The 14,719-nt window shown below is 63.9% G+C and carries 14 protein-coding genes; 8 read left to right on the forward strand and 6 right to left on the reverse strand.

Annotated features, from left to right (window positions below):
* Window positions 1-55: 55 nt before the first annotated feature.
* The gene (ggt, locus tag ACP146_RS17040) at window positions 56-1,645 is read left to right on the forward strand and encodes a gamma-glutamyltransferase (protein ID WP_422367949.1); all 1,590 of its coding nucleotides are present in this window, start codon (window positions 56-58) and stop codon (window positions 1,643-1,645) included.
* A gap of 92 nt (window positions 1,646-1,737) precedes the next feature.
* On the opposite strand, the gene ACP146_RS17045 is transcribed toward ggt, so the two are convergent.
* Together ACP146_RS17045 and ACP146_RS17050 are read right to left on the reverse strand one after the other, a co-directional pair.
* Window positions 1,738-2,214: a GcrA family cell cycle regulator gene (locus ACP146_RS17045; RefSeq protein ID WP_422367950.1), complete on the reverse strand. Its 477-nt coding sequence runs from the start codon at window positions 2,212-2,214 to the stop codon at window positions 1,738-1,740.
* A 293-nt stretch (window positions 2,215-2,507) separates the two neighbouring features.
* Window positions 2,508-2,957: a hypothetical protein gene (locus ACP146_RS17050; protein WP_422367951.1), complete on the reverse strand. Its 450-nt coding sequence runs from the start codon at window positions 2,955-2,957 to the stop codon at window positions 2,508-2,510.
* A 399-nt stretch (window positions 2,958-3,356) separates the two neighbouring features.
* Between ACP146_RS17050 and ACP146_RS17055 the strand changes: the two genes are divergently transcribed.
* From ACP146_RS17055 to ACP146_RS17065, 3 genes are all read left to right on the forward strand, one after another.
* Window positions 3,357-4,814 (forward strand): DUF1800 domain-containing protein, encoded by a 1,458-nt coding sequence (locus ACP146_RS17055; protein ID WP_422367952.1) that lies wholly within the window; start codon window positions 3,357-3,359, stop codon window positions 4,812-4,814.
* Between the two features lie 11 nt (window positions 4,815-4,825).
* On the forward strand, window positions 4,826-6,007 hold the full coding sequence (locus ACP146_RS17060; protein WP_422367953.1) for a DUF1501 domain-containing protein: 1,182 nt from the start codon (window positions 4,826-4,828) through the stop codon (window positions 6,005-6,007).
* Between the two features lie 100 nt (window positions 6,008-6,107).
* Window positions 6,108-6,677 carry a queuosine precursor transporter gene (locus ACP146_RS17065; protein ID WP_422367954.1) on the forward strand — a complete coding sequence of 190 codons (570 nt, stop codon included), beginning with the start codon at window positions 6,108-6,110 and terminating at the stop codon, window positions 6,675-6,677.
* A gap of 18 nt (window positions 6,678-6,695) precedes the next feature.
* Here ACP146_RS17065 and ACP146_RS17070 read toward each other — a convergent pair whose 3' ends face one another.
* Complete coding sequence (locus ACP146_RS17070; protein ID WP_422367955.1) at window positions 6,696-7,001, reverse strand: hypothetical protein; 306 nt, start codon at window positions 6,999-7,001, stop codon at window positions 6,696-6,698.
* 135 nt (window positions 7,002-7,136) lie between these two features.
* On the reverse strand, window positions 7,137-8,417 hold the full coding sequence (locus ACP146_RS17075; protein WP_422367956.1) for a CHASE2 domain-containing protein: 1,281 nt from the start codon (window positions 8,415-8,417) through the stop codon (window positions 7,137-7,139).
* 619 nt (window positions 8,418-9,036) lie between these two features.
* On the opposite strand from ACP146_RS17075, the gene ACP146_RS17080 reads away from it, so the two are divergent.
* The 4 genes from ACP146_RS17080 to ACP146_RS17095 all read left to right on the forward strand — a co-directional run bounded on the left by ACP146_RS17080 (window position 9,037) and on the right by ACP146_RS17095 (window position 11,767).
* Window positions 9,037-9,318: a hypothetical protein gene (locus tag ACP146_RS17080; protein ID WP_422367957.1), complete on the forward strand. Its 282-nt coding sequence runs from the start codon at window positions 9,037-9,039 to the stop codon at window positions 9,316-9,318.
* Window positions 9,319-9,561: 243 nt separating this feature from the next.
* Window positions 9,562-10,071 (forward strand): sigma-70 family RNA polymerase sigma factor, encoded by a 510-nt coding sequence (locus ACP146_RS17085; protein ID WP_422367958.1) that lies wholly within the window; start codon window positions 9,562-9,564, stop codon window positions 10,069-10,071.
* A complete protein-coding gene (locus tag ACP146_RS17090; RefSeq protein ID WP_422367959.1) occupies window positions 10,068-11,141 on the forward strand; it encodes an anti-sigma factor family protein in 1,074 nt (357 codons plus the stop codon). Before ACP146_RS17085 ends, ACP146_RS17090 begins: the two co-directional genes overlap by 4 nt.
* 140 nt (window positions 11,142-11,281) lie before the next feature.
* Window positions 11,282-11,767, forward strand: a complete 486-nt coding sequence (locus ACP146_RS17095) for a c-type cytochrome (protein WP_422367960.1) — start codon at window positions 11,282-11,284, stop codon at window positions 11,765-11,767.
* A 34-nt stretch (window positions 11,768-11,801) separates the two neighbouring features.
* Here ACP146_RS17095 and ACP146_RS17100 read toward each other — a convergent pair whose 3' ends face one another.
* Both ACP146_RS17100 and ACP146_RS17105 read right to left on the reverse strand, forming a co-directional pair.
* Window positions 11,802-12,497, reverse strand: a complete 696-nt coding sequence (locus tag ACP146_RS17100) for a glutathione S-transferase family protein (protein ID WP_422367961.1) — start codon at window positions 12,495-12,497, stop codon at window positions 11,802-11,804.
* Between the two features lie 22 nt (window positions 12,498-12,519).
* The gene (locus tag ACP146_RS17105) at window positions 12,520-14,652 is read right to left on the reverse strand and encodes a S9 family peptidase (protein ID WP_422367962.1); all 2,133 of its coding nucleotides are present in this window, start codon (window positions 14,650-14,652) and stop codon (window positions 12,520-12,522) included.
* Between the last annotated feature and the right edge of the window lie 67 nt (window positions 14,653-14,719).

Here is a 14,719-nt window from a genome sequence, read left to right on the forward strand (position 1 = left end):
AGCTGGCCGCCTGACGCGCAAGGCCACAGGCAGGGGCGGGGGCACGGGAAGACTTATGAATTCGGGTAGATCGGGAAAGGGTGCCCGGCCGCTGGGCGCGGTGGCCTGCGGCCATCCGGAAACCGCAGCAGCAGCCGAAGAAATCCTGAAAGAGGGCGGCAACGCTTTCGATGCGGTGGTCGCCGCCTTCTGCGCCTCCTGCGTCGCCGAGCCGGTTCTCTGCTCGCTGGGCGGCGGTGGCTTCCTGCTGGCCCAGGCCGACGGCCAGGAAGCGGCGCTTTATGACTTCTTTGTGCAGACGCCAAAAGAGAACAAGCCGGCGGAGACATTGGATTTCTATCCGATCCTCGCCGACTTCGGGAGCGCCACACAGGAATTCCATATCGGGCTGGGCGCCGTTGCCACGCCCGGCGCGGTGCGCGGCATCTTCGCCATCCATCGCGAGCTGGGCAGCCTGCCCTTCGCCCGTCTGATCGAACCGGCGGCACGGCTGGCCCGTGCAGGCGTCACCGTGCGCCCCATCGACGCCTACCTGTTTCAGGTTGTCGCCCCGATCCTGACGGCGGGGGCCGACGCGCGCGGTTTGTTCACCGGCCCTGAGGGCGCTCTTCTGGGGGCAGGAGAGAAATTCTTCCAGCCCAAGTTGGCCGACACCTTCGAAGCTCTGGCGCGCGACGGCGAGGCACTGTTCTACGAAGGCGAACTGGCCCGGCAGTTGGTCACCCTTTGCCGCGAGGGCGGCGGCCTGCTGAGCGCGGCGGATCTCGCCGGCTACAGGGTGGAAAAACGAAAGCCCTTCGTGGTCCGCTACAGCGGCGCCGAGGTCACGACCAATCCGCCGCCTTCCTGCGGCGGCATCCTGATCGGCTTCGCGCTCGACCTTCTGGCGAAAACGACCTTGAGTGAACACGGTGCGGAGAGCAGCGAAGGCAGCCTGCTGATGGCACAGGTAATGGAACTGACCAACAAGGCGCGGGTCGAGGCGCGGCTTGAGGAGGCCAGCGGCGAGCGCGAGGAAGCCGCCGCCGCCGGGCGCCTCTTCGAACCCTCTCTACTGGCCCGCTACGCCGGGGAGGTCGCAAAGCAAGGCAGTTTCACCCGCGGCACCACCCATATCTCCGTGACCGATGCGGCCGGCAATCTTGCCGCCATGAGCCTGTCCAACGGAGAAGGTTGCGGCACCCATCTGGGCAACAGCGGCATCATGCTGAACAACATGCTGGGCGAGGAAGACCTGAACCGGGGCGGGTTTCACTGCTGGCCCCGCGACAGCCGCCTGTCCTCCATGATGGCGCCGACCCTGGCCCAACTCACCGACGGCACGCTGATTGCAATCGGCTCCGGCGGCTCGAACCGTATCCGCACGGCTGTCCTTCAGGTGTTGATCAACCTGTTGGATCACGGCATGAGCCTCGACCAAGCCACGCAAGCGCCACGTCTGCATCTCGAAGCCGGTGTCGCCAACCTGGAGGGTGGCGTGGATGAGACTGTCGGTGTCGAACTCGCCGCACAGGGTTACCGCACCATCGACTGGCCGGCACACAATCTGTTTTTCGGGGGTGTCCATGGCGTGGTGCGCCATTCTGATGGGCGCTTCAGTGCCGCCGGCGACCCGCGGCGCGGCGGTGTCGCGCGGATCGTCTGAACCCCGCGCCAAGACCTGACGCCGCGAAGGCGGGAACGCCTGGGTCTGGGCGGGCACGAAAGCCCCGTCCAGACCCAGGCGGCAACCGGAGATCAAGCCGCTTCGGAATCCGAGCGGTTGTTGCGAACGATATAGGCGCGCGCGCAGTGTTCGGCGCAGTAAGGCTTGCCGGCAACCGCCGGGGCCCCACAGAAATGGAAGTCATCATCGCCGGGATCACCGATCGGCCAGAGGCAGTTGGGCCCCTTGCCGTTGGTTGCACGGCGCAGCGCCGGTGCCTGGCGGCGAACCGCCGGGCGCGGCGCCGGCGCGGCCGGTGCGGGCCGCTCGGCCTTCGGCTGCGCTTCGACGTGAACCACGCGGCTGGCGACCGGTGCAACCGCCGGGCGGCGGTTCGGCGTGCCGGAACCCCGCTTGATCGGCGAGGGCCGTGCCGCAAGCTTCATGCGATGCGCCTTCCCGACAACCGAGTTTTTCGACACCCCTAGCAAGCGGCCGATCTCGGATGCGCTACGTCCGGCTTCCCAGAGTCGCATGAGTTCGGCAACGCGTTCTTCTGTCCAGGTCATGGGATTGCCTCTAAGTAATTCACCATATTTTGGGCTCTATACTATATATCGTACTTTGCTGAACTAGCAGCACAATATAGTGGAAGGGGGACGATGTCCAGGGCGGGATCTGTGGAAAAGTGAGGTTTTCTGTGGGTTTGTTGACTGTTAACAGCCCTCATTCAATTCCCGGTTTGTCCCCTGGAGATCGGCTTAATCGATTCTAAGAGGTAATGAATACTAACTATCTGACTCCAGTATGATTCAGCCCTTCAAGTCAGCGCGAAGTCGTGTCGGTAATTTGAAAACATCGGCTAGTCAAACCCCACCGCCTGCCAGCGTTCCCCCACGCCGCGATTGTTAAAACCTTCAAATCGGACGACCCAGCCGAGTTCGGGGGCGTACCAGGTGCGCTGTTCGGCCCGCCAGTCCCCGTCCACCTGCTCGGACTGGCGCAGCAGTACGAAAGCGTCGAAGGTGCCCGCCGGAACCTCTATGCGCTCGACACTGTCGACCGAAATGCGGTCCTTCCATCTCTGACCGGCCCAGGTTCTTGTGAAGGTGACCGCCTTTCCAACCTCAAGCGGATAGAGGCGGCCCAGCACGCCACCATCCGGCGATACCCCTGCGGCCACGCAGTCGATGCAGACGTGCCCCCAGCTGGAAAAGCTGCGCCCCTTCCAGATCCAGCTGACGATCCGGCCGGAGGTTCGCCCGACCACGCCTTCGACCCGCTCGCCGGTATCCATGTTTTCCCAGATCATCTGCGTTCCCTCCGGCAAAGCCTTGAAGGGCGCCGGTGGCAGCGCAAGTTCTTGAGCAAAGGCCGGAACGGACAGGGAAAACAGGGCAAAAGACAGAATGAGAGCGCTTGCGGCCGTCACAGACCGCAGGGAATGGCCAAAGGTCGACAGACGGACTTTCGACGCAAAGGCCGCAAACGCGCAGATACTGCGGAACGACAAGAAGGTACCCCCGACAACAGTGGCCTTTGCGGATGGTGTTTTGGCCACGGCAGGTGGAAGCTAGCCCATTCGCCGCGGGGGATGAAAGCCTCGCAAAAGGCGTAACATGAGGATAACTCTTCCCAAGCGCCGTCGCCGGCTGTTTGGATCGACATCCCGCAGGAGCGCCGGGAAAAGGCAGGGCTCGTGAAGACCGATGTGAAGAGAGGCCGAGAGTCGGCAGCGAAGTCTTTGGTTTTGCTTGCCTGCGCCGGGATTCTCCTGGGGTCTGCCGGCGTCGGCCTGGCCGCGCCCGCCGCCGCGCTGAGCGCCGCGGAAGCGCGTCACCTATTGGTGCGCAGCGGCACGGCGGCAACGCCGGCGGAAATTGACGCACTGATTCCCCTATCCCGCGAGGCGGCCGTCGAAACCATACTGGAGAGTGCAGCGGATGCAGCGGCCACGCCGCCCCCGGCCTGGATCGAAAACTGGGTTCCGCCGCGGATGAAGGAACTCTCCCCTGAAGAACGCAAGCTCGTCCGAAGACTGAACCGGGAAAGAGGCCTCGAGCTGCGTGCCTGGTGGATGCAGGAGATGGTCACCACCCCGACACCTATCACCGAAGTGATGACGCTGTTCTGGCACAACCACTTCACCTCCAGCCTGCGGAAGGTAAAGGCTCCTGTCCTTCTTTATCGCCAGAACCGTCTGCTGCGGCGCGAGGCCTTGGGAAACTTTGCGCGTCTGCTGAAAGCGGTGGCACGCGATCCCGCCATGCTGATCTATCTCGACGGTGCGAAGAACCGCAAGGGTGCGCCCAACGAGAACTTCGCGCGCGAGCTCTTCGAACTCTTCACCCTCGGTGAAGGCCACTACCGGGAGACGGACGTAAAAGAGGCCGCACGCGCCTTCACCGGCTGGGGCATCGATCGCCGTACGGCCGCCTTCAGCTTTCGCAGGCAGTGGCATGACGGCGGTGACAAGACGGTCCTCAGCAGCAACGGCCCGCTGGATGGTGACGATGTCATCGAAACACTGCTGGAGCAGCCGCAGACCGCCGTCTTCATTGTCGAGAAGCTCTGGCGGCACTTCATTTCCGAAAAACCGGACCGCGTAGAAGTGCGCCGCCTCGCCCGACTCTTCCGCGAATCGGGTTATGAGATCAAACCGCTGCTCGCAGCGCTCTTTGCCAGTGATGCTTTCTGGGCGCCGGAAAACCGCGGCAGGCTGATCAAGTCCCCGGTCGACTACATCGTCGGGACGGTACGGCTGTTCAACCTGCCGGTCAGCGACTATCGCGACCTGGCGCGCCTCAGCCGGCGCCTTGGCCAGGATCTGTTCAACCCGCCGAACGTGAAGGGCTGGCCGGGCGGCACCGACTGGATCGTCGCCGCCAGCCTGCTGGACCGCCAGGCGATGGCGGAACGCGTCACCGGAGGACGCCGAGCCCAGGGCGCGCAAACGGTCGCCATGGGCGGCCCCAAAAAACGACAGGCAGAGCGCGCCCGGCGCTTTGACGACTGGCTGGCGTCTCAGGGCGCCGCATGGCAGGGGGCCGAGGCGATCGCCCTTCTGCTGCTTCCCGTTTCTCCGGTGGATGTGGAAATCCTCGACCGGAACGCCAGCGGCGCATTGCTGCGCCAGCTTGTCCTCGATCCGGCTTATCAGTTGAAGTAGGAGGGAGCCTCTTGGACTTCATCAGCCGCCGCCGTCTGCTGACAACCGCCGCAGCCCTGCCTCTTGCGATACCCTTGGCTTTGCCATTGGGACCCGGCGCGCTGCGGGCGGCGAGCGTGCCGAGAACCCTGATACTGGTCGAATTGAACGGCGGCAACGACGGCCTCAATACCGTCGTACCCTACCGCGAGGCGGCCTACTATCGCGCCAGGCCAACGCTTGCCGTTCCGGCCGACCGGGTTCTTCAACTTGACCAGGCCCTCGGCCTGCACCCGGCACTGGAACCGCTGATGCCGGCCTGGCGGGACAAGGACCTGGCGATCGCCTTGGGCGTGGGCTACCCGAGCCCCAACCGCTCCCACTTCCGTTCCATCGAAATCTGGAATACCGCATCGGACAGTGCAGAAGTCCTGCACCAGGGCTGGCTGCATCAGGCGCTGCAGGAAGCCGGTGAGCAGGCATCCGGGGCAGGCAGGCTGGGGATTGTCCTTGGCGGCGCAACCGGGCCGCTGGCGGGCGATGCGCTGACCACCGTGGTGATGAAAAACCGCCAGCAACTGGCAAGAGCGGCAGGGCTGCCGGAAAACCAGTCCGCTGCTTCGGGCAACCCGGCACTCGACCACATCCTCAGCGTACGCCGTCAGACCCACGATGCAGCCAACCGGATTGCCGCCAGGCTGGCCAAATCCTCTCCCTTGAAAACCGTGTTTCCCAAAACTTCCCTGGGCCGGCAGTTGGCGCAGGCCGCGGCAATGATCGCCGGCGCGGTGCCTGCATCGGTGATCAAAGTCCAGCAGGGCGGCTACGACACCCATGCCGGACAGGCGGGCCGCCATCCCCGACTGCTGGGCGAGCTTGCTGCGGCACTGGCCGCTTTTCGCGAGGCGCTGATCGAAACCGGGAGCTGGCAACGCTGCCTGGTCATGACCTACGCCGAGTTCGGCCGCAGGGTCGGGGAGAACGCCAGCGGCGGCACGGATCACGGCACCGCCGCGCCGCACCTCTTCATGGGCGCGCGCCTGCGCGGCGGCCTGCTGGGCCGGCAGCCCTCGCTCACCGACCTCGAGGATGGCGACCTTCGTCACAGTCTCGATTTCCGCCGGCTCTACGCCAGCGTCGCCGCGGATTGGCTGGGCCTGCCCCGGGGGCTGACGGCCTTCGGCCCTCAACCCCCACTGGATCTGTTCACCTGAGATGTCGCTGGCCTCAGGCAGCCGGGTCTGCTAGGAAACCGGCCGGTCACAGGAACCCCCTTGTTCCGCGACCCAGCCCGAAACCACAGGCCCTTTTGAGATGAACGAACCACGCTTCAGGCTTTCAACCACCGGCATCTTTGCCGGCGTGACCGCCATGGCGGCGATCGTGGCGCTGTCGAACTATCTCGTTCAGTTTGCCATCAACGACTGGCTGACCTGGGCCGCCTTTTCCTACCCCATCGCCTTTCTGGTGACGGACCTGACCAACCGGTCGATGGGGCCACGCGCAGCGCGCATGGTCATCGGCGCCGGCTTCGCGCTTGCCGTGGTGTTGTCGCTGTGGCTTGCCGGCCCGCGTATCGCCGTTGCGTCGGGGTCAGCCTTTCTGGTCGCACAACTGCTCGACGTCGCCATCTTCGACCGTCTGCGTGCCGGCCGCTGGTGGTCTGCGCCGCTGGTCTCCTCGACCTTCGGATCGGTCGTCGACACGGTGCTGTTCTGGAACATCGCCTTCCTGGGCACCGGCCTGCCCTGGGTGACCTGGGCGCTGGGCGACTTCGCCGTGAAGATCGCCATGACGACGGTGATGCTGCTGCCTTTCCGCCTGTTGATGCCGGCCCTGCCGCCGCGCCTTGACGGAAACGGCGCGGCAAAGGCGCTCGACTGACGAGACCCTGATCTGCACTCAGCAGACGCGGTTCTCCGGGTTCTCGCAGGGGTGTATTTCGAACAGCGAAAAGGAACCGGGTCGATAGGCGTCAAAACTACGCTGGTCGGTACAGTGAACCTTGGCAATGACAATAACCTCGCCATTTACCTCCCGTTCCGCCACCTGGCTGAAGAAGGCGACTTCGCAGTCGTACTCGACCATCATCTGATCTGTCAGCAGCGGCCCCCACTCCGGGTCTTGAGCAAGCACCGGGGCGCCATAGAGTGAAGCGGCAAAAAGGGCTGCCAGAAAAGACGGCCGTCGGGCTTTTGAAGCAAGCATTCAGCATCTCCAACGATCAGCCGACCAGAAGGTCGGTCCAGGGATGCAGGAACTATCGCCAGCCTACCCGCGAAAGGCTTTGACCTAGCTCAACTGAAAGCCGGCCGCGCTGTCGATGATGTCCGAAGAACACGCTCATGCGGTTGCGCGGCCGCGCCTCAAACGCGGGCGCAGCAGGCCAAAACCCCAGGCGATTATCAGACTCAGCAGAAATGCCGACAACGGCTGCACCAACGGCATCAGCCAAGCCTGCTTTGCCAGTGTCAGGGTTGCAAGGTAGAGCCAACCGCCCAGGAAAGCTGCGCTGATGGGTAAGGCGAGCAGGAAGCGCACGCGGAGCCCCAGAATGGCGGCGGCAAGGGCAAGCAAGCCGGCAATCACAATGCCAAAGGGCGCCGCCGACCGGTTGATTGCATTCTCCCGCAACAGATTGTTGACAGCGGTCGCGATGATCACAGGATCCGGCGTGTCGGACTTGGCGGAGAGAGCCTTCAGACTGCGCATCGGCGACAGGCGGCAGCGACGTGCTTCGCGGTCTTCGTCCTTAACGCCAAGAAGCCGTGCCGCCGTTCGATGGCGCGTCTCTGCAGGGCCGAGCCTGCCGACGATAACGACCTTGCCTTCAAAGTATTTGCGGAAAAAAGCCTCGTCACCGGCTTCGGCGCAGGCATACAGATCGGCCAGGGAGAAAACCGGCACACCGCCGTCGCCGCCCTGGGGGTTCATCAGCATTGCCGCTTCCGATGATTTCGGAACCTGGTACTGGCCGAGGACGACATTGCGGCCGGCGACGATCTGGGGCCGCTCGTTCAACACGCGCGCCGCAAGTTCGAGCGCCAGAGACGGCTGAATGCCGGCCGAACCGTTTGTTGCCAGGGTCTCGTGGAACAACGCCATCTGCCTGATAACTCCGTCGGCATCTGCAGTCAGTTCGTCACGACGGACATTGCGATAGCCGCCGACCGCTTCGACATGCCCCGGAAAGGGCGAAAGCCGGTCGGGTCCCGGCGCATTGCGTCCGAGAACGATCCGATCCTCGGCGGCGGCCCTCGCGAGCACGGCACGATAGTCGGCATCGTAGTCCGGCAGGGCCGCTGCGGCCGAAGTGGTGAAGGCCTGTTGGCCGATCACATCGGCCCCGGAATCCAACACCGCCGCCATGACCTTGGCCAACTGCGGTGTCCAGAGGCTCACCGGCAAGCGGTCAAAGGGCGGGCGCAAAGCGGTTTCCTGATCCAGGGCGATGACAACGGCGTGAGAGCGCTGCCGCCTGAAGGGCTGGCCATAAACCTGGTGGCGCAGTGCAAGCAGCGCGTCGAAAGCCGATGCCTCCAACGCAACAATAGCCGGCTGCGCCACCGCCAGGGTTGCCACCCCGGCAACGATCAGCACCGCAAGACCGTCAAGCCAACGCATAGCCTCTTCGGACTCCCTTTTCGGAACGCCCCTCGGCCCGGATTTCCGGTCGGCGGCGCAGAATCGCTCCGCAGCGCCGACGCTCTCTTGGTTCTAAATGCCTCACGCAGCCTTACCGGGTCGTTAAGGGCAAAGCGCACCAACCACAAACCGCCGCGGATAACCGGATGTCGCCGCGCTGCAATCGACGCAAGGATTGGGGAATAAACCACCTGGCTGGCAGGTCTCTCTAATGGAAACCCAATGGAGGAAAACGCGACACACAGCACCCAACGCAGACGGCCCTGGCCTCGAGCGACTCGCACCGTGGAGACATTAAAGCAGAGGTAGCCCAGGCGGGTGAAGGCAGAAGACACCCGGAATCCCCCAGGATCCCGGATTTCAGTGTCAAATATCGGCTGAATCCGAGAGGCGCGGGCGAAGCCGGGGTCAAGGCGTTTTGTGAAAGGTGACGACAATTACGGGCGGTGCCCTTCCCTCACAGCCCGTAAGGCGGCCGGCGCAGCTCTCTCCCCAAGGCGCCGGCCGCCGCCAAAGGGGGCCGGCGCGGGCCGGAGCCCAGATCGAGGCCCAAAGCGAGCAGTGTCATTCACGACTTATCATCCGGAGGATTTGATCGATGAGAAAAGCAACTCTGACCACCACAATTGCGGCGAGCGCTCTTGCCTTTGCTTTGGCGGCCTGTGACCAACAGCAGGCCGACAGCGGTGACGTTTCTTCTGAGCCCATGCAGCAGCAGGGCGCGGTGCCTGAAAGCCCCGCAGCCACGAGCAGCGAGCCTTCCGCGGTCATTCCCGGCACGGCCGAGCCGGACAGCACCCAACCGGAGGCCATGCAACCCGATGCAACCGGCAGCGACACGCAGAGCGATCTGCCGACACCTGCCGAGACGACGCAGTAAGTCATGGGTCTGAAAGTCATGGGTCTGGCGGCACCACGTGACAGCCAGACCCCGCCGGCCCTTTGGGCCGGCGACGCCCGGCGGCAGGCAGCCGCCGGGTTCGTTCCCTTTGATGCCACATTTCGCCCTAAAGACGTCCCGTTAAAGTTCCAGGACACAGCAACAGCCGCTGCCTACCTTCGACTCAATCGCCGCGGGATTTTTCGACTCGCTGCGAATGCGATACCCACGGAGGTAAACGGCGTGGCAGATGCAGAAACTTCAGTCCTGGAATACATTCCAGGTCTCAGGCGTTATGCCAGAGCCCTGGCAGGAGACCCCGCAGAGGCCGACGATCTGGTTCAGGAATGTCTCAGTCGTGCTTTGGCGCGACGCCAGAAGTGCGCGGACATCCGCAACCTGAGAGCCTATCTGTTCACCATCCTGCACAATGCCCATATCGACCGGCTGAACGACAGGCAGCGTTGGAACTACAACATTTCGGACGAGTTCCTGGAGCAGCGTCTTTCGCGCCCGGCGGCGCAACCCGACCGTCTGGCCCTGCGCGAGCTTGCCGAAGCGCTGCAGAAGCTGCCTGAGGAACAGCGTCAGGCCGTGCTGCTGGTCGGCTACGAAGGTCTGAGCTACAAAGATGCGGCGGCGGCGCTGGATGTTCCCATCGGCACCGTTATGTCGCGGCTGTCACGCGGCCGCGAAGCGCTGAGGCGACTGACCAGCGGTGTCCCCATGGCCAATCTTCGGAAAGTGAAATGACACTGGGCGGGCAAGAGCCCCCCGGTAAGGGCGCCCGGCAAGCCGGCAACGACAACCAGGTTTCCGAAGCGGAGCTTCAAGCCTATGTCGACGGGCAACTGGCCGCCGGCGGCCGGGTCCGGATCGAGAGCTATCTCGCCGCCCATCCCGCACAGGCCGACCGCCTCGACAGCTATCGCAAGCAGAACATCGGCCTGCATTCGCTTTTCGATGCGAGAGACGGCGAGGATGACCTTGCCGACCTGCCGCCGGAAATGGCCAGACTGGCCGGACAACTTGACCACAAGTTCAGCCGCCGCAGGTTCGCCGGCGGCCGTCTGCCACGCCTCGCGGCGGGCTTTGCCTTGTTGTTTGCCGCCGGCCTCGGCGGTTGGCTCACCCACGATCAACTCAGCCGCCACAACGATCCGCTGGCCGCCTTCAACCGACAGGCCGCCGCCGCCCATGCCCAGGTGGCGAACCACCAGGCAGCGGGATTGAGCGAAGCGGGCGCAGACGGGGGCCGCGTCATAACCTGGCTGGCCGACTCCCCCAATGGCGCAGGCCTGCAACTGCCGGACCTCAAGGACATCGGCTTTGAACTGGTCGCCGACCGTGTTCTGCCCTTCTCGGACAGCGACGCAGCCGCCCAACTGATTTATGAAGACGACAACGGCCAGCGCATCACCCTCTACCTGCGCGGCGGTCAGAATGCCGCGAAGTCCACTTTCGCCTTTCGGCGGGAGGGAGAGGTATCGCAGTTCTTCTGGCAGGACGGCAGATTTGCTTTCAGCCTGATCGGGATGATGGCGCAGGGGCGCTTGCTGGAAATCGCTGAAGCGATCAATGCGGGTTTCCAGGGCGGCACCACCGCAGCGGTCGGTACGGAGGCCTCCCCGGCTGTCCAACGCGATCCGCCGACCCCGACAACCCTGCCCGATGCCCTGGGCGATGATAAATCAAATGAGATCCTTTCTCCCGAGGCAGGCGTTCCACCGGCCGATTCGGAAGCCACGAATCCAAAGCTGTTGCCGCTGCGGCCTCTGCCCGCCCCCCTCGAAGACACGGTAAACAGCCCGGAAGAGACCTGAGCGCCCTGCCTTTCCGCAAACGGGAGGCGGCAGCATCGGCCGGCATCGCAAAGTCCGGTTCACCAAAAGCGCGGATTGTTGTAGGTTCCCTGCAATGTCTGGGTAGGCATACTGATCTAAAGTCCTGAAAGGATGCCTAGATGCTGCCCAGCCTCGTTCGCCTTGTCTTTCCTGTCTGCCTTGTAGCGCTTGTCACCGTAGGCGCGGTCCCTGAAACAGTATTCGCAGCAAGTTCAGAGGCCCGTAAAATCGTGGTGCCGCTGGCCGATGCCGAGCAGGGGCGTAGCCTCTTCGTGGGCAAAGGCTGCGTTGTCTGTCATTCGGTGAACGGCGTCGGCGGCAAGGCCGCGCCCGCGCTGGACGCCACGGGCGATGAATTCAACCTCGACATTCTCGACTTCGTCGCCCGCATGTGGCGGGGCGCGCCCACGATGATCGTGCTGCAGGAAATGGAGCTCGGCTACCAGATCGAACTGACCGGCGAAGAGCTGGCCCATCTCGCCGCCTTCGCCGCGGACAAGGAAGCGCAGAGTGAGTTCAGCGAGACAGACATCCCCGAAGTGATCCGCGACTGGATGGTCGACGAGGTCTACCAGGAACTGGACCCGGACTACATGGCACGCTGAAACCGCTTGGCGTGGCCGGCCTCAGGCCCCGGTGCTAAGCAAAAGCGCGCGGGGCCTTTGCGCCGAGGCCGTCAAACAGGGCCGAGAGTTTCTCGAACCACAGCGCCAGCGGATCGCCGGGTTGCAGGAGCGCGCCGCGCGCGGAACAGCGCGCCCACTGAAAGGCGCCGAAGACGATGTAGTCGGCATAGTTCGGCGTCTCACCGCCCAGGAACCCGGTCACCTTCACGCTGGATCGCAGGGGCGCCAGACAGCTGTCCAGTGCCGCCGCACTCTCTTCCCGGGACCGGCAATAATCTTCAAGACTCATGCCGAAGGCGGCCTCCCGGGTCTGCCTGAAGTAAGCGCCGTCCTCAGCGTCGAGAATCTGAACGATATCGGCAACGATCAAGCGCACCAGGGCCGGATGGAGTTGCAGTTCGGCCCAGCGCTTGATGAAGAATCCGGCGGCGCGGGCCTCGTCGTTTGCAAAGAGCGCCGGCCGGTCGCCGTAGGTCCGATCCAGATAGAGAGCGATGTTCCAGGAATCGGTCACCACCTCCTCGCCGTCCAACAAGACCGGCACCCGCTCCTGCCCGGAAAAGGCGATGCTGTCCTTCTCGGTGAAGCGCCAGGGAATGGTCTCCACCGCCAGACCCTTGTGAGCCAGCGCCATTTTACTGCGCCAACAGTACGGGCTGAAGCGGACGGAAGGGTCAGCCCCCGCCAGGTCATACATTCTAAGGCTCATTACCTGCCCCCCAAGGCAACTGTCATTCTGAAGCGAGCTGCGTTTCTTCTGCGACCATCAGCGCAAAGCTGTAGGCCAGGGCGACCTCGTTCAGCTTGTCGAAGCGCCCGGCGGCGCCGCCGTGGCCGGCAGACATATTCGTCTTCAAATACAGCGGGTTATCGTCGATTTTCGTCGCCCTCAGCTTGGCCACCCACTTCGCCGGCTCCCAATAAGTCACCCGCGGATCGGTCAGGCCGGCCGTCGCGAGAATCGGCGGATAGGCCTTGGCTGCAACATTGTCGTAGGGCGAGTAGGCGGCGATGGTCCGATAGGCTTCCGGGTCCTCGATGGGGTTGCCCCATTCCGGCCACTCCGGCGGCGTGAGAGGCAGTTCCGTATCGCACATCGTCGTCAGAACATCGACGAAAGGCACCTCGGCGATCACCCCGCCGAAGAGATCCGGTGCCATGTTGACGGAAGCGCCGACAAGCAACCCGCCCGCCGAGCCGCCATGCGCAACGATCCTTCCTTTCTGCGTCAGGCCCCGGCCGACCAGCGCCTCGCCGGCGGATATGAAATCGCGAAAGCTGTTGGCCTTGTCCTCCAGCTTGCCGTCGAGATACCAGCCGTAGCCCTTGTCGGTGCCGCCGCGCACATGGGCGATCACATAGATGAAGCCGCGGTCGATCAGGCTGAAGCGGTTTGTCGAGAAGCCGGCGGGGATCGCATGACCGTAGGCGCCGTAGCCATAGAGCAGGACCGGCGCCGAACCATCGGTCGGCGTGGAAGTACGGCGCACGAGGGAAACCGGAATCTCGGCGCCGTCATGACCGCGCGCCATGAAACGCTCGCTCACGTAGTCCGCCGGATCGTGGCCGCTGGGCACTTCCTGCTCTTTCAAGAGCGTCCGCTCACGCGTCGCCATATCGTAGTCGTAGGTGCGCGACGGCGTGGTCAGCGAGCTGTAGACGAAGCGCAGACTTGCGGTGTCATAGAGGTAGCCCGGCAGGAGGCCCAGGGAATAGGCCGCTTCGTCGAAGGCAACAGCATGATCGCTGTTGTCGTCCAACGCCGTGATGACCGCCCGCGGAAGGCCGTCCTCGCGCTCCAGACGCACGACGAAGTTCTTGAAGGTCAGCAGACTCAGAATCAGGCGCCCGGGACGATGGGGCACGAGGTCACGCCAAGCGGCACGTCCGGGATCGTCCAGCGGGGCCTCGACGATCTTGAAGTCGATGGCGCCGTCGGCATTGGTCAGAATCAGAAAACGTTCACCCTGATCGCTGACCTCGTACTCGACCCCCCGGTCGCGCGGTGCGATCAGGCGCGGCTCTTCCTCGGGACGGTCCGCCGGGATGACCCGCACTTCAGAGGTGGTGTGATCGTGGGCGGAGATGACGATGAAACGCCGGCTCTCGCTGACATCCAGGCCGATAAAGAATCCGGGGTCCGACTCCGCATAGACCAGGACATCTTCCTTGGGGTCACTGCCCAGGCGATGCCGGAAGACTTTTGACGGCCGATGCTCCGCGTCCAGCGTCACGTAAAACAGGGTACTGTCGTCGTTGGCCCAGGCGAGGGAGCCCTGGGCGCCGCCGAGGCTGCCGGCCAGCTTCTCTCCGCTGTCCAAATCCTTGAAGTTCACAACGTACTGCTCGGAGCCGTTGCGGTCGGCTGCATAGGCCAGATAGCGATGGTCCGGGCTGTGCTCGCAGGCGATCACCCGGAAAAACGATTCGCCCTCGGCCTCCCGATTGCCGTCAAGCACCACCTCTTCGCTGTCATTATCCAGGCGCTTGCGGCAAAAGACTGGATGCTGACCGCCGATTTCGTAGCGGTGATAATAGGCATAGGCGCCGTCGGGGCTGGGAACGGAACTGTCGTCCTCCTTCAGGCGCGCCTTCATTTCCGCAAAAAGGGCCTGCTGCCGCGCCTCCGTCGGCGCCATGCCGGCCTTGGTATGGGCGTTTTCGGCTTCAAGATAATCCCGGATATCGTCCCCCAGAACCCCCGGATCGGTCATGACCTCCCGCCAGTTGTCGGCCCGCAGCCAGGCATAGGGGTCTTCGCGGGTGATGCCATGATGGCTGTAGGTCTTGGGGCGGATCGCCGCGATCGGCCCGGAACCCTGCAGGTTCTCGGGGGTCTGGCTGTCGGAGATATCGTCTGGCACGAAGGCAGTCTCTCAGTTATCCGGTTATTAGCAGATCTTAATATTGGATCGAAGGTCGATTCGCCGG

This window comes from Pelagibius sp. (assembly GCF_965249265.1).
Lineage (GTDB): Bacteria > Pseudomonadota > Alphaproteobacteria > Kiloniellales > Kiloniellaceae > Pelagibius.

Bases quoted from the DNA above. Each gene is read 5' to 3' on its own strand.
- ggt (WP_422367949.1), top strand. From the start codon at position 56: ATGAATTCGGGTAGATCGGGAAAGGGTGCCCGGCCGCTGGGCGCGGTG.
- ACP146_RS17045 (WP_422367950.1), bottom strand. From the start codon at position 2,214: ATGACCTGGACAGAAGAACGCGTTGCCGAACTCATGCGACTCTGGGAA.
- ACP146_RS17050 (WP_422367951.1), bottom strand. From the start codon at position 2,957: ATGATCTGGGAAAACATGGATACCGGCGAGCGGGTCGAAGGCGTGGTC.
- ACP146_RS17065 (WP_422367954.1), top strand. From the start codon at position 6,108: ATGAACGAACCACGCTTCAGGCTTTCAACCACCGGCATCTTTGCCGGC.
- ACP146_RS17070 (WP_422367955.1), bottom strand. From the start codon at position 7,001: ATGCTTGCTTCAAAAGCCCGACGGCCGTCTTTTCTGGCAGCCCTTTTT.
- ACP146_RS17075 (WP_422367956.1), bottom strand. From the start codon at position 8,417: ATGCGTTGGCTTGACGGTCTTGCGGTGCTGATCGTTGCCGGGGTGGCA.
- ACP146_RS17080 (WP_422367957.1), top strand. From the start codon at position 9,037: ATGAGAAAAGCAACTCTGACCACCACAATTGCGGCGAGCGCTCTTGCC.
- ACP146_RS17090 (WP_422367959.1), top strand. From the start codon at position 10,068: ATGACACTGGGCGGGCAAGAGCCCCCCGGTAAGGGCGCCCGGCAAGCC.
- ACP146_RS17095 (WP_422367960.1), top strand. From the start codon at position 11,282: ATGCTGCCCAGCCTCGTTCGCCTTGTCTTTCCTGTCTGCCTTGTAGCG.
- ACP146_RS17100 (WP_422367961.1), bottom strand. From the start codon at position 12,497: ATGAGCCTTAGAATGTATGACCTGGCGGGGGCTGACCCTTCCGTCCGC.